We start from the raw sequence: 13,569 nt of genomic DNA, 5'->3' as shown, positions 1-13,569 counted from the left end.
TGCATATCCTCAATGTGTATTTGCTGCCATTAAGGCTTGTATTTTACTTATGTCTTCTGCAAGGTTGTCAAACCCGTTTGTGTTGATGCAGGCTATTCCTTCAGAAAGTGTTAGCGCTTCTCCCGATATATTGATAATTGCTTTTGCTCCGGCATCTATGGCAATATTGGCAGCTTGCTGTGCTTGCTCTTTTTCGGTTGCAATTATCATAAATTGAATATGCATCCGATCAGAGAGGCTAGTTATCCTGTCGGTACTTAATACTTTGATCCCGTCTATTTCGTATGCATCAAAACTGGATGAAGGATCAAAAGCCGCAACTACTTTTATTCCTTGCAGGGATAACTCTTTTGCGTTGATAATCTTTTTTCCGTGCTTGCTAGTGCATATTAGAAATGCCTCCTTTAGGCGATTCACAACCAACAGCGATTCTATGATGTCGATTCCACTGCTAATGGATATTGCTGAGTTAACATGGTAGATGCCAAGCAGATGAAGGTCGTTGGATATTGTAGGCTTATCAAATCCAAGTGCGGACGACATCTCGTTTGTGTCAAACATATTACGCCCCTTAACCTTCTGAAATTTTAAGTAGGCTAAGTAGCGCGATGCTCTTTTTTTTAATTCCTCAGTTAGTATGTATCCCTTTTCATTCATCTGCGTTGAGATTTGCAATTTGTATACCAAATAATGTAATGTGTTGATTTGTATTTTTATAGTAGGTGTTGCTTTTGTAATGACAAAGGCTTGTTGTTGTGTAATAGGACGACGTGATGTTGTTTTGTGTGTAATAAATACTTTCAATGTTTTAATATAGGACAGTTTGTTGCAAAAAAAATAGGCCGAAGCCTATTTTTATTTCCTTTAAGCGGTTTGACTAAGCTGGATGAATTGCTTCTACTGGGCAAACATCGGCGCAAGTTCCACACTCGGTGCATACTTCTGGATCGATCTTGTAAATATCACCAGAAGAAATTGCCTCAACTGGACACTCGTCAATACATGTACCGCAAGCGGTGCAATCGTCACTAATTTTGTAAGCCATTACTTATTAGTATTTGGTTAAACTTGTAAAAGGTTTGCTTTGGACAAATTTAAACGGAATTATTATAAAGCGAAACATAATTCGGTGAAAAAATACCAATGCTTAGGTTTTTTGATGCTTCTCGCAGCTTTTACTTTTTTGATCTTCCTGAAAAAACATTCAATGTCAATTTTTTACCGAGAGGTTGTTGAGTCGCTGGGCTTACGTCATTTCGTAGATTGTGTTGTTTGCTATTCCAACAAACTTTTGGCAAGGGTAATCAGTGCAAAGGTGCCTGTTTTTAGAGCTTTTTCGTTGGCTATAAATTTTCCGTTGTGAAGCATTCCTGACGAGCCTTCAACTCCGCCTACTCCTAGGCGGAAGAATACGGATGGATAGCGATTGCTGATAAAACCAAAGTCTTCGGTTGTCATTCGAATGTCGAGATCAATGACATTTTCGATACCCAAGTTCTCAATAAATGTAGCTCTTGCCTTGCTGGTAATTTGGGGGTTGTTGATTAGGCAGGGGTATCCCTTTTTAATGTCAACAATAGCCTCTGTGTGGTATGCTTTGGCGGTACTCTCAATAACTTCGGTGATGCGCTGATGCGCTTTTGCTCTCCACTCTTCGTTCATGGTGCGGAATGTTCCTTCGAGTTTTACTGTTGAGGGAATGATATTGGTTGCACCATTGGCTATGAACTTACCAATTGACAGTACAGTTGGAATGCGGGTGTCGCCAATACGGCTAACTAGTTGCTGTAAGTTAACCACGATGCTCGATGCTGCTAGAACGGTGTCGTCTAGTGTATGAGGAAGGGCTGCATGTCCGCCTTTGCCTTTAACTTCAATGTGTATTTCGTCGCCTGATGCCATGTACATTCCGGGACGAATACCCACTTTACCTGTTTCTATTTCGGGAGATACGTGAAGCGCTGCAAAGGCTTCAATGCCTTTGCTATCGAGTATGCCCGATTCTAGAACCTTGCTGGCTCCACCTGGGAACATCTCTTCGCCAGGTTGGAATAGGAGGTAGATGGTTCCTTCTATATTATGTCGATTCTTCCAAAGTACTTTTGCTGCCGATAGTAGCACGGCTGTATGCATATCGTGACCGCAGGCATGCATACAACCGCTATTGGCAGATGCATAGGGTAGGTTGGTTTCTTCTTGAATGGGGAGGGCGTCAATATCGGCTCTTAATCCGATCGACTTCCCCTCTTTAGAGCCTTCTATAGCTGCCAATAAGCCAGTGCCTGCAACGCTTGTGATGTCGGTAATGCCGATTTTGCGTAGCGTATTGGCTATAAACTTTGAGGTTTCGTGTTCTTCGAACGAAAGTTCGGGATGCTGGTGCAAATACCTGAAAATTGAGGTTGCCCAATCGTAACTTTCGGTGACCTCCTGCTTGATTTGGTCAAGATTTATCATTTTAAGCCTTTGAATGTTTTTTTTTGCTGCTAAATTTGAGGCAAATCTACCAACTTTTTAAAGTTGGGGAATAATTTCTGTATAACAAAGAAATCAGGTTTATAAAGCAAGTACAGTGCAATAGGTTTTGTTGTATTGCGTTATTGCCAAGATTGAACGATAATTGTTTAAAGACTAAAATCGCTAAGAATGAAAAAAAAGATCTTGTCGTTGGTTGGCTTGCTGCCCATTTTGGTGGGAGTCGCGTTTGGGCAGGCTGCAAAGCCGGTAATAAACTTTACGAAAACCACGCATGACTTCGGACAGATTGAAGAGAAGGGTGGTCCTGTATCGTATTCATTTGCCTTTTCGAATACGGGGAGGGTGCCGCTGATTCTTACCAATGTGGTTTCTTCGTGCGGATGTACCACGCCGGAGTGGCCCAAGGCGCCAATTCTTCCAGGAAAGAAGGGCGTAATAAAGGTTACCTTCGATCCAATGAACCGTCCTGGTCCGATTGATAAAACCATTACGGTATCATCGAATGCTACAAAGCCTCTTGTTGTGCTGACGTTAAGCGGGCTTGTAAAGGAAAAGGCTAAAGACGTTGCTGATTTGTATCCTCGTAAAATAGGGGAGTTGCGTATGCAAACTTCTCACCTTGCCTTTACGCGTATAGATCCAGATGCCGTTGTTACCAATAAGGTCGGAATCATAAATACCGGTGCGAAGCCTATCAGCGTAAGGTTATCAGGTGTGCCTGCTCATTTAAAAGTTAGCGTAACTCCATCTTCGCTAAAGCCTAATGAAAAAGGAACTATAGTGGTAACATACGATGCCAAGAAAAAGAACGATTGGGGTTTTGTGGTTGATAACATGTCTGTTCTTGTAGATGATAGGGCAAGCGACGACTGTCGATTTACGGTTAGCGCTACAGTTGAGGAGGACTACTCTAAGATGACGCCTGCGGAAATGGCAGATATGCCAACCATCAAGTTTGATAGAACCACCTACGACTTTGGTGAAGTTGCCGAGGGGAAGGCTGTGGTGTACGAGTATGGCTTCAAGAATCTTGGCAAAAGGGATTTGATCATCCGTAAAATTGGTACCAGCTGCGGATGTACCACCGGAGCTCCTAGCGGAACCATTATCAAGCCAGGAGAGTCGGGAAGCATTAAGGTTAGCTTCGGCACATCGGGGTATAGCAACCGTCAGGGAAAGACCATAACGGTGATAACCAACGATCCTAAAAATCCGTCGGTGGTGCTTCGTCTGACCGGAAATGTAAAGCCAAAGTAGAGCAGAGAAGATTCATATTATAGTAATGGCCCGCCAGCTGCTTGCTTGGCGGGCTTTTTTATGTCCCATAAATCGTCAACTAGATGTTTCATGGCAGGAATTTCTGCAAGGGGTTTATTCTGGTTTCTAATTTATATTGTTATAATTTTGCGGCCGAACAAGACGTATTCCTAAGATAGCATTTATGGAAGAAAACGAAAACAAAAGCGCATTGAGCGTTAACAGCGGGGTGGAGCAGCCTCCTATTGTTAACCCCAACGCCTTGTCTCAAATTAAAAGAAAAAAGCGGAAGCCTTTAACCCTTGACGGCTATGTGGAGGGTATCTTGGCCGGAAACAGAACCATACTAAGCCAAGCCATAACCCTTCTCGAGAGCTCCTTGCCCGAGCATAGCGAGCTTGCTCAGCAGATCATCGAGCGGTGCTTGCCCTACAGCGGAAAGTCGGTACGGTTGGGCATCACCGGTGTGCCGGGTGTGGGGAAGAGTACGTTTATCGAGGCAATCGGAGGGCAGATTACTGCGCTAGGCCACGAGCTGGCGGTGCTCGCCATCGACCCCAGCTCCGAGCGCTCGAAGGGTAGCATCCTTGGCGATAAAACCCGTATGGAAACGCTTTGCGCCGACCCTAAGGCGTTCATTCGTCCCAGTCCATCGTCGGGCTCGCTTGGTGGTGTTGCCCGTAAAACCCGCGAAACCATCATACTCTGCGAAGCCGCTGGTTTCGATGTAATCTTCATCGAAACGGTAGGGGTGGGGCAGTCGGAAACTGCCGTTCACTCGATGGTTGACTTCTTCCTGCTGCTGATGCTTGCCGGTGCTGGCGACGAGCTGCAGGGCATCAAGCGTGGCATCATGGAGATGGCCGATCTGATTGCCATAACCAAGGCCGATGGGGTAAACGCGACCAAGGCAAGGTCGGCAAAAATAGAGTACCAAAGCGCGCTGATGCTTTTCCCCGCCACCGAGTCTGGCTGGAGCCCCAAGGTGGAAACCTGCTCCTCGTTGGATAACGCTGGCATTATGAATATCTGGGAGAATATAGAGCGCTACGTTGCTCTAACCCAGGAGAACGGCTACTTCCACAACCGGCGCAAGGATCAGGCCCGCTACTGGATGATCGAGGCCATCAATAGCCGCCTGATGCGCAATTTCTACAATAGCAGCGAGGTGAAGGTTAACCTCGAACTGCTGGAGCAGCAGGTACTCGACGATAAGATCAGCTCGTTTGCTGCGGCAAACAAGTTGCTGTCGATTTACTACAATTCGGGGAAGCACTAGCGCTTCGTACCATAGAATATCAGGAAAGGACGCGAGGAGGCAAGCAAGCTCCTCAGCGTCCTTTCTTCGTTTGACCCAAGGGTGGCGTGGCGGATAAGAAGAGTCTAGCAGAGGCGGAAATTTCTATTTGGCGGTGCAAGTATGCTAATCGACGGCGGAGTTTTTCACAAAACGATAAATAAGTATCAAACGACAGCGGAAATATCTATAAAATGGAATGAAAGTATTAATCGACGATGTCGTTTTTCACACAGCGAAAAAATATATCAAACTACGTTGTAAAATTTCACACAGCGATAAAAGAGTATTATCCTACGTTGAAGTTTTTCGTACAGTGAAATAAAAGTATCATCCTACGATGAAGGTTTTCGCACAGTGAAATGAAAGTATCATCCTACGTTGAATTTTTTCATATAATGAAACAAGAGCATCGGCCAACGGTGTGGCTTTCCCTACGGTCTAATTGGGAGGAGGAACCTTCGGCGAAGCGTTTCGCCAGAGGAAATAGCGTACGGTGTTACGGTAGCGTTTGGGGGCGATGGGAAAAAGGATGTGCTGCGGTGCTGCACTTCTCTGGTTAGCGGCAGCGCGACAAGCCGCGCTGCCGCTGGAAACAACCCTTGCCAGTGGCTGCTTAAATAATGCAAAAAGCAGCCGTTAGGCTTCTTTAAAGGCTGTAGTTTTTCCTCGTTCTGCTAGAAATAGTACTTTTGTGGGTCTATGCAAAAATAGGAGGATAATGATGACAGGTATTAGCATGGTTGACCTTAAGGGGCAGTATAATCGTATAAAAGACGAAATTGATGGTAGGATGCAGGAGGTGGTCAGTACCGCTGCGTTTGTAAAGGGGCCGCAGGTGAAGCTGTTCGAGGATCGTCTTTCGCGCTATTTAGGGGCTAACCATGTTATTGGATGCGGTAATGGGACTGATGCGCTTCAGATTGCGCTCATGGCGCTTGGCCTAAAGCCCGGCGACGAGGTCATTACTGCTGACTTTACCTTTATCGCTACCGTTGAGGTGGTTGCTCTTCTTGGCCTAAAGCCTGTTCTAGTAGATGTCGATCCTGATACCTACACCATCGACATCGAAAGGCTCGAGAAGGCCATCACGCGCCGTACAAAGGCCATTATACCGGTTCATCTTTTCGGGCAGTGCGCCGATATGGAGCCAATCCTGCTGCTTGCGCAAAAGCATAACATTTATGTGATTGAAGATTCAGCCCAGGCAACTGGTGCAACCTATACTTTTGCCGATGGTACGGTAAAGCATGCCGGAACTATGGGGCATATCGGAACGACTTCGTTCTTCCCTTCTAAGAACCTAGGCTGCTACGGCGATGGTGGCGCGCTGTTCACCAACGACGATGCCATTGCCGAAAAGATACGGATGGTGGCCAACCACGGGATGCGCATCCGCTACCACCACGAGATGATTGGCGTTAACTCACGCTTGGATACCATACAGGCTGCCGTGCTCGACGTTAAGCTGAAGTATCTCGACGAGTATAATAAGGCGCGCAGAACGGCCGCTGATTACTACGATTCAGCATTCGAAGGTGTGCCTGGCTTGATCGCTCCTTTTAGGGCAGAAAACTCATCGCACATATTTCATCAGTATACCGTAGTTCTCGACGAGGATGTAGATAGGGCTGCTTTAATGAAGCATCTACAGGAAAAGGGCATTCCTTCGATGATATACTACCCCATTCCGCTACACCGTCAGGAGGCGCTGGGCGAGGCAAAGGGAAAAGATACAGATTTCCCAATCACCGAAATGCTTTGCAAGAGGGTGATGTCGCTTCCGATGCATACCGAGTTAACCGAGGAGCAGTTAGGCTACATCTCTAACTCGGTGATTGAGTTTTTGGCGAATAGGTAGTGAGTAGGAAATAGGGAATTGTCTCCTTAACGAAAGTCTCGCTGCTGTTGCTAACGTCTAAAATCTAATATCTATCATGAAATGGCAGATTACTTTGCCCACGAAACGGCGATTCTTGATGAGGGTTGCCAAATTGGCGACGGAACTAAGATATGGCACTTTTCGCACATCATGAGCGGGTGTACCCTTGGCGAAGGGTGCAATATCGGTCAGAATGTTGTGATTTCGCCAGATGTTGTACTCGGCAAAGGCTGCAAGGTTCAGAACAACGTGTCGATATATACCGGCGTAATCTGCGAGGATGATGTTTTTCTCGGACCTTCGATGGTGTTTACCAACGTAACCAATCCACGAAGCGCCGTTAACCGCAAGAGCGAATACCGCAAGACTGTAGTAGGCAAAGGTGCTACCATTGGTGCCAACGCTACCATCGTTTGTGGGCACGATATTGGAGAGTATGCCTTTATCGGCGCTGGCGCGGTTGTCACTAAAACCATAAAACCTTATGCCTTGGTGGTAGGCAATCCTGCCCGTCAGATAGGCTGGATGAGCGAGTTTGGGCACCAACTCGAATTCGATAGCGAGGGTATCGCCGTTTGCCCCGAAAGTGGCGAGCGCTACATGTTAGCGAACGACGAGGTTGTAAAGATTGCATAATCAAGTAGAATTTTCGTGATGCTTGTGTCTTGGCACTTGTATCAGTAAAAAATATAAGGATGAAAAATTTCGGATTGAATAGGTGCTGCAGGCTTTATTGCGGTTCGTCACCTAAGAGCAATTAAGGAGACTGGTAACAACCTTTTGGCAGCATTAGATATGTTTGATAGCGTTGGCATCATGGATCGCTACTTCCCCAATGCCGACTTCTTTGTGGAGTTCGAGCGCTTCGACCGCCACTTCGATAAGCTGAAGCGCAACGGGCAAAAGATCGACTACGTAAGCATCTGTACACCCAATTACCTTCACGATTCGCACATCCGCTTTGCCCTTCGTCAGGGAGCCGATGCCATCTGCGAAAAGCCGCTGGTGCTTAATCCCTGGAACATCGATGCGCTTGGCGTTATCGAAAAGGAGACAGGGCATAAGATCAACAACATCCTTCAGCTGCGCCTTCATCCTACCATTATTGCGCTAAAGGAGGAGATTGAAAACGGTCCAAAGGATAAGATTTACGATATCGACCTTACCTACATCACCAGCCGTGGTAACTGGTACTACACCTCGTGGAAGGGCGATGTAAACAAGTCGGGCGGCATTGCCACCAACATCGGCGTACACTTCTACGATATGCTCACCTAGATTTTTGGTGAGGTGCAGCAGAATACCGTTCACGTGCTGGAGGCTAACAAGGCTGCTGGTTTCTTGCAGCTGAAGAACGCCCGCGTACGCTGGTTCCTCAGCATCGACTACAACGACATTCCTCAGGATGTTCGCGAGCGTGGGGCTCGTACCTTCCGCTCGATTACCGTTGAGGGGCGCGAGATTGAGTTTAGCGATGGCTTTACCGATTTGCACACCGCCAGCTACCGCCATATCCTAGAGGGGAAAGGCTTCGGGTTGGAGTGCGCCCGTCAATCCATCCAAACGGTGTACGACATTCGCAACTCAAAACCCATTGGTAAGGTAGGCGACTACCATCCTTTTGTGAAATAGGGAAGATCTGCGCTAGCGAATAGTGCAGATTTCTTTATTATATAAATCGAGCGGAGAAATAGCTGAGCAAGCTCACTTCTCCCTATTCCCTGCTCCCTACTCACTAACAGATGTACGAAGAACTAATAAATAAGAAGGCAACGCTGGGCGTAATCGGTTTGGGTTACGTGGGGTTGCCTATTGCGCTAGAATTTGCCCGTAAGCTTAAGGTTGTTGGTTTTGACATCAACGAGGCGCGTGTTGAGCTGATGCGTAAAGGCATCGACCCTAGCAAGGAGCTCGAGCACGAGGCTTTCGAGGATGCCGATATTCTTTTCACCTCGGATATTGAGGAGCTGAGAAAGGTCAGCTTCTTTATTGTTGCCGTGCCAACGCCTATCGACGACCACAACCTTCCCGACCTGAAGCCGCTTTTGGGGGCAACTCGTACCATCGGACAGGTATTGAAGAAGGGCGACTACGTGGTGTACGAGTCGACCGTATACCCCGGCTGCACCGAGGAGGATTGTATTCCTTTGCTCGAAGAGCTGTCGGGTCTGAAGTTCAACCAGGACTTTAAGGTGGGCTTCTCGCCCGAGCGTATCAACCCCGGCGACAAGGTGCATACGCTTACCAGCGTGGTGAAGATCACCTCGGGTGGTGATGCCGAGTCGGCCGAGGAGATCGCCAAGACCTACGAGATCGTCATTAAGCCGGGCGTGCACCGCGCGTCGTGCATCAAGGTGGCCGAGGCTGCCAAGATCATCGAGAACACCCAGCGCGACATCAACATCGCCTTTATGAACGAGCTCTCCATCATCTTCAGCCGTATGGGCATCAACACCTACGAGGTGCTGGAGGCCGCCGGTACGAAGTGGAACTTCCTGAAGTTCTTCCCCGGGCTGGTGGGCGGCCACTGCATCGGTGTAGACCCCTACTACCTATCGTACAAGGCCAAGGCGGTGGGCTACCACGCGCAGATCATCAACTCGGGCCGCTTCATCAACGACACGATGGGCGGGTACATCGCCAAGCAGGTGGTGAAGAAGGTGATTGCCGCCGACAAGGAGGTGAAGAAGGCCAAGATCCTGATCATGGGCGTTACCTTTAAGGAGGACGTGGCCGACATCCGCAACTCGAAGGTGGTGGACATCTACAACGAGCTCAAATCGTACGGCATCCACCAGATTGATGTGGTTGACCCCTACGCGTCGTCGGATGAGGTGCACCACGAGTACGGATTCCATCTTGCCGATGGTAAGGTAACGGATAGGTACGACGCCATCATCGTGGCCGTATCGCACCGCGACTACCTGACGTTGGACCGCGACTACTTCCGCTCGATCGCCAACGAGGGCTGCGTCTTTGTTGACGTGAAGGGCATCTTTCGCGAGATGAGGGAGACCTTTACCTACTGGAGCCTATAGCCTATAAGGTCTCATGATACTTCGGGCCAGCGTCTCCAAAGCGCTGGCCTTTTTGTTGAGCGCTACCAGTAGCGCTACGATCGAAATTGCATCGATGCCGACTGAATTTGCATCCCCATCGGCCGAATTTGTATCGACGCCGGCTGAATTTACATCCCCATCGACCAAATTTATATCGACGCCGATTGAATTTGCATCCCCATCGACCAAATTTGTATCGACGCCGATTGAATTTGCATCCCCATCGACCGAAATTGTATCGATGCCGACTGAATTTGCATCCCCATCGGCCGAATTTGTATCGACGCCGGCTGAATTTACATCCCCATCGACCAAATTTATATCGACGCCGGCTGAATTTGCATCCCCATCGACCGAAATTGTATCGATGCCGATTGAATTTACATCCCCATCGACCGAATTTATTCCGACTGAGACCATATGGTTTTATGGAGATTATTCCTTTCATAAGATAGCAGTTGCTTTTTTATGGTAGGGTGATGCATCCCGTAGTTGTACTATATGTGTTTAAATCATAAAAGGGATAGCGATATGCGAAAAAATCTATTTTTTTGTCTGATTGCTGGGGCTGTTGGCTTAGGGGGCCTCTCTTCTTGCTCGAATGAGGATGTCACCTCAACCAGCCGCTTTGAGGTTCGCCTAACCGATGCGCCTGCCGACTACGCCAAGGTGCTGGTCGATATTCAGGGGGTGGAGTACAACGTTAATGGCACGGATGCTGGATGGAAGACTCTTCCTTTAAAAAGAGCGGGTGTTTATAATCTTCTTGACTTTAGGAATGGCGCCGATACCATTCTGGCTGGCGAGGAAATTGCTGCCGGAAAGATCAGCCAGATTAGGCTGAAGCTGGGCGAGAATAACAGCATTGTTCTGAAGGATGGCAAAACCATTAGCATTAAGGTGCCAAGCGGATTCGAGTCGGGGCTTAAGCTAAACCTTCATGCCGAGTTTCAGGCGGGTGTAGCCTACGTGCTAACCGTCGATTTCGATGCGGCCAAGTCGGTTGTAGCGCAGGGTAACGGCAAGTACTCGTTGAAGCCTTGCCTTAGGACATACGAGAAGGCGGTTCGCGGAGCAGTTGCCGGAAAGGTTACTCCTGATACGCTTTCGACCACTGTGTACCTTCTTAAGCTGAACTCGGTTACCCAAAAGAACGATACCATTGCAGCATCCATTGTAAAAGCAGGTCGCTTCCTAATTGGTGGCGTTGCCGAGGGTGGCTACACGGTAAGCGTTGCCCCTGCGTACAAGTTTCAGCCCAAGGATTTGAATGCTAATGTAACAATTGGAAATATCTTCGATCTTGGCGTGGTTGCTTTCCAGTAGCCCATCAAGGATTAGCGAAAAGGAAAAGGGAGCGACTTTTGGTTGCTCCCTTTTTGTTTCAGCGGTTATAGAGGGTCTGAAATTTTGTATTTGTGGCCTTTGTGGTAATCTTTGAGCTACAACCCACCCCTTGCCCCTCCCAAGGAGAGGATTCACAGCGTTGATCGGGCAACCGTTGGAAACGGCGAACTTGGTGCTATCTATCCTTTGTGCTAAAGTATAGAATCTGTGAGGATCTGTTCGATCAGTATTATCAGCGTTCTGATGTCTTCGGCGTCAGCCCCATCTCCTTGCCCTTTTCGAGCATCAGCGCGAAGGCCTCCTCGTAGCTGTTGTGGATTACGCCATCGAGGATGGCATCCTTAAGGATCGTTTTTAGGTCGCCGACAGCCCTGCAGGGGGTAAGCCCGAAGGTCTCCATGATCATCTCGCCCGTAACTGGAGGCTGGAAGTTGCGGACGGCATCCTTCTCCTCGATCTCCTTGAGCTTCTGGCGTACCAGCTGGAAGTTCTTTAGGTGCTTTTCCACGATTTTGTCGTTGGCTGAGGTGATGTCGGCCTCGCAGAGCATCATTAGGTCGTCGATGTCGTCGCTGGCATCGAAGAGGAGGCGGCGCACGGCCGAGTCGGTAACGATCTCCTGCGAGAGCACGATGGGGCGCAGGTGCAGCAGCACCAGCTTCTGCACGTACTTCATCTTCTCGTTGAGCGGCATCTTCATTGCCTTAAAGATGCCGGGGATCATCTTAGCCCCAAGAAACTCGTGCCCGTGGAAGGTCCAACCCTGCTGCGGATTGTACGCCTTGGTGGCGGGTTTGGCGATATCGTGCAGCAGCGCCGCCCAGCGCAGCCACAGGTTGTCGGTGTTGCGGGCGATGTTGTCGAGCACCTTAAGCGTGTGGTAGAAGTTATCCTTGTGGGCGCGGTTGCCTACCGTTTCTACCCCCTTTAGCTTATGCAGCTGCGGGAAGATGAGCTCCAGCAGCCCCGTTTCGTCGAAAAGCAGGAAGCCGATGGATGGAATGGGGGAGAGCAGGATCTTGTTGAGCTCGTCGTTGATGCGCTCCTTCGATACGATGGCGATGCGCTCGCGGTTGCGGGCAATCGATGCGAGCGTTTCGGGTTCGATGGTGAAGCCCAGCTGCGCGGCAAAGCGGATGGCGCGAATCATGCGCAGCGGATCGTCCGAAAATGTTGTATCGGGATCGAGCGGCGTGCGGATGATGTAGTTCTCCAGGTCCTCTACGCCGTTGAACGGATCGACCAGTTCCCCGTAGTTATGCTTGTTAAGCCCCATTGCAAGGGCGTTGATGGTAAAGTCGCGGCGCTTCTGGTCGTCCTCAAGGGTGCCATCCTCAACGATTGGCTTGCGCGAGTCGATGCGGTAACTCTCCTTGCGGGCACCCACAAACTCGAGCTCCAGATCCTTGCACTTCACCATGGCGGTGCCAAAGTTCTTAAAGACGCTCACCTTTGCCCGTGGCCCTAGGCGCTCGGCCACCCGTTCGGCCAGCTCGATGCCGCTGCCAACTACCACAATGTCGATATCCTTCGACTCGCGGTGCAGCAGCTGGTCGCGGACAAAGCCGCCAATTACGTAGGCTTCTACCTGCTGTTCCTCTACAACTTCCGAAATAAGCTTAAAGATGGGGTGCTTGAAATATTTGCGCATTAGTCTGAAATCCTGTTTGTCGTTGCAAAAGTACGCCAATTGCAGCCTGTATCGAACAAAACTTTGGCGTAGATGTTTGATGGAAGAAGAGCCATCAAGGCTGCAAAGGTACTATTCTAAAGCATTTATTTATGGTGGAAGTTTTAACAACACAGTCTTTCAGGGAAAAGATTTTTGACTACGAAGCCGAACAAACCTGGAAATACAAGGGCAATAAGCCTGCCGTCATCGATTTTTACGCTACCTGGTGCGGGCCATGTAAGGCCGTGGCACCGGTGCTCGACGAGCTATCGAAGGATTACGAGGGGAAGATTGATTTCTACAAGGTGGATACCGATGTTGAGCAGGAGGTGTCGGCTGCCTTTGGCATTCGAAGCGTGCCCAGCTTGCTCTTTATACCCGCCGAGGGAGAGCCGCAAATGGCTGCCGGAGCGCTACCCAAGCATGCCTTTATCGATGCGTTTAAGGAGGTGCTGGGGGTGTAGTAGCTTTGTGGTGCATTTTTATAAAGAAGGGATATGCTCAGCCTATCCCTTCTTTATTTATTTTTGCGGGCTGTAACTTATTGCACTATCCGATCGTCATAGCGCACAAAATA

At 48.8% G+C, this 13,569-nt stretch carries 12 protein-coding genes and 1 pseudogene; 8 read left to right on the top strand and 5 right to left on the bottom strand.

Translation table 11 applies throughout. The features are described from left to right. Window positions 1-9: 9 nt before the first annotated feature. The 3 genes from ACHZA1_RS02475 to ACHZA1_RS02465 form a co-directional block, all read right to left on the bottom strand. Window positions 10-804, bottom strand: coding sequence for a hypothetical protein (locus ACHZA1_RS02475; RefSeq protein ID WP_320053657.1), 795 nt, complete (start codon window positions 802-804; stop codon window positions 10-12). A gap of 73 nt (window positions 805-877) precedes the next feature. Beyond that, window positions 878-1,045: a 4Fe-4S binding protein gene (locus ACHZA1_RS02470; RefSeq protein WP_320053656.1), complete on the bottom strand. Its 168-nt coding sequence runs from the start codon at window positions 1,043-1,045 to the stop codon at window positions 878-880. A gap of 230 nt (window positions 1,046-1,275) precedes the next feature. Next, entirely contained in the window at window positions 1,276-2,457 is a 1,182-nt protein-coding gene (locus ACHZA1_RS02465; protein ID WP_320053655.1) for a M20 family metallopeptidase, read from the bottom strand. A gap of 189 nt (window positions 2,458-2,646) precedes the next feature. Here ACHZA1_RS02465 and ACHZA1_RS02460 point away from each other — a divergent pair, with 189 nt between their 5' ends. From ACHZA1_RS02460 to ACHZA1_RS02435, 6 genes and pseudogenes are all read left to right on the top strand, one after another. Continuing rightward, on the top strand, window positions 2,647-3,735 hold the full coding sequence (locus tag ACHZA1_RS02460) for a DUF1573 domain-containing protein (protein ID WP_320053654.1): 1,089 nt from the start codon (window positions 2,647-2,649) through the stop codon (window positions 3,733-3,735). 184 nt (window positions 3,736-3,919) lie between these two features. After that, complete coding sequence (gene meaB / locus ACHZA1_RS02455) at window positions 3,920-5,014, top strand: methylmalonyl Co-A mutase-associated GTPase MeaB (RefSeq protein ID WP_320053653.1); 1,095 nt, start codon at window positions 3,920-3,922, stop codon at window positions 5,012-5,014. A 742-nt stretch (window positions 5,015-5,756) separates the two neighbouring features. Beyond that, window positions 5,757-6,893: a DegT/DnrJ/EryC1/StrS family aminotransferase gene (locus ACHZA1_RS02450; RefSeq protein ID WP_394701072.1), complete on the top strand. Its 1,137-nt coding sequence runs from the start codon at window positions 5,757-5,759 to the stop codon at window positions 6,891-6,893. Window positions 6,894-6,974: 81 nt separating this feature from the next. Continuing rightward, on the top strand, window positions 6,975-7,550 hold the full coding sequence (locus tag ACHZA1_RS02445; protein WP_320053650.1) for an acyltransferase: 576 nt from the start codon (window positions 6,975-6,977) through the stop codon (window positions 7,548-7,550). Between the two features lie 59 nt (window positions 7,551-7,609). Continuing rightward, window positions 7,610-8,546: pseudogene (locus tag ACHZA1_RS02440) on the top strand (Gfo/Idh/MocA family oxidoreductase). A gap of 110 nt (window positions 8,547-8,656) precedes the next feature. Continuing rightward, window positions 8,657-9,952 (top strand): nucleotide sugar dehydrogenase, encoded by a 1,296-nt coding sequence (locus ACHZA1_RS02435; RefSeq protein ID WP_320053649.1) that lies wholly within the window; start codon window positions 8,657-8,659, stop codon window positions 9,950-9,952. On the opposite strand, the gene ACHZA1_RS02430 is transcribed toward ACHZA1_RS02435, so the two are convergent. Then, window positions 9,947-10,393, bottom strand: coding sequence for a hypothetical protein (locus ACHZA1_RS02430; RefSeq protein WP_320053648.1), 447 nt, complete (start codon window positions 10,391-10,393; stop codon window positions 9,947-9,949). The genes ACHZA1_RS02435 and ACHZA1_RS02430 overlap by 6 nt on opposite strands. Before the next feature lie 111 nt (window positions 10,394-10,504). On the opposite strand from ACHZA1_RS02430, the gene ACHZA1_RS02425 reads away from it, so the two are divergent. Further along, complete coding sequence (locus ACHZA1_RS02425; protein ID WP_320053647.1) at window positions 10,505-11,299, top strand: DUF4382 domain-containing protein; 795 nt, start codon at window positions 10,505-10,507, stop codon at window positions 11,297-11,299. A 253-nt stretch (window positions 11,300-11,552) separates the two neighbouring features. Here ACHZA1_RS02425 and ACHZA1_RS02420 read toward each other — a convergent pair whose 3' ends face one another. Further along, window positions 11,553-12,971: an HD domain-containing protein gene (locus ACHZA1_RS02420; RefSeq protein WP_320053646.1), complete on the bottom strand. Its 1,419-nt coding sequence runs from the start codon at window positions 12,969-12,971 to the stop codon at window positions 11,553-11,555. 131 nt (window positions 12,972-13,102) lie between these two features. Between ACHZA1_RS02420 and trxA the strand changes: the two genes are divergently transcribed. After that, window positions 13,103-13,456, top strand: a complete 354-nt coding sequence (gene trxA / locus ACHZA1_RS02415; RefSeq protein ID WP_320053645.1) for a thioredoxin — start codon at window positions 13,103-13,105, stop codon at window positions 13,454-13,456. Window positions 13,457-13,569: the final 113 nt, after the last annotated feature.

Origin of the sequence: uncultured Acetobacteroides sp. (assembly GCF_963667355.2) — a bacterium.
In the GTDB taxonomy this organism is placed as follows: Bacteria; Bacteroidota; Bacteroidia; order Bacteroidales; family ZOR0009; genus Acetobacteroides.
Note: the sequence above shows the minus strand (reverse complement) of the source record. Positions and strands in the feature narration are given on the sequence as shown.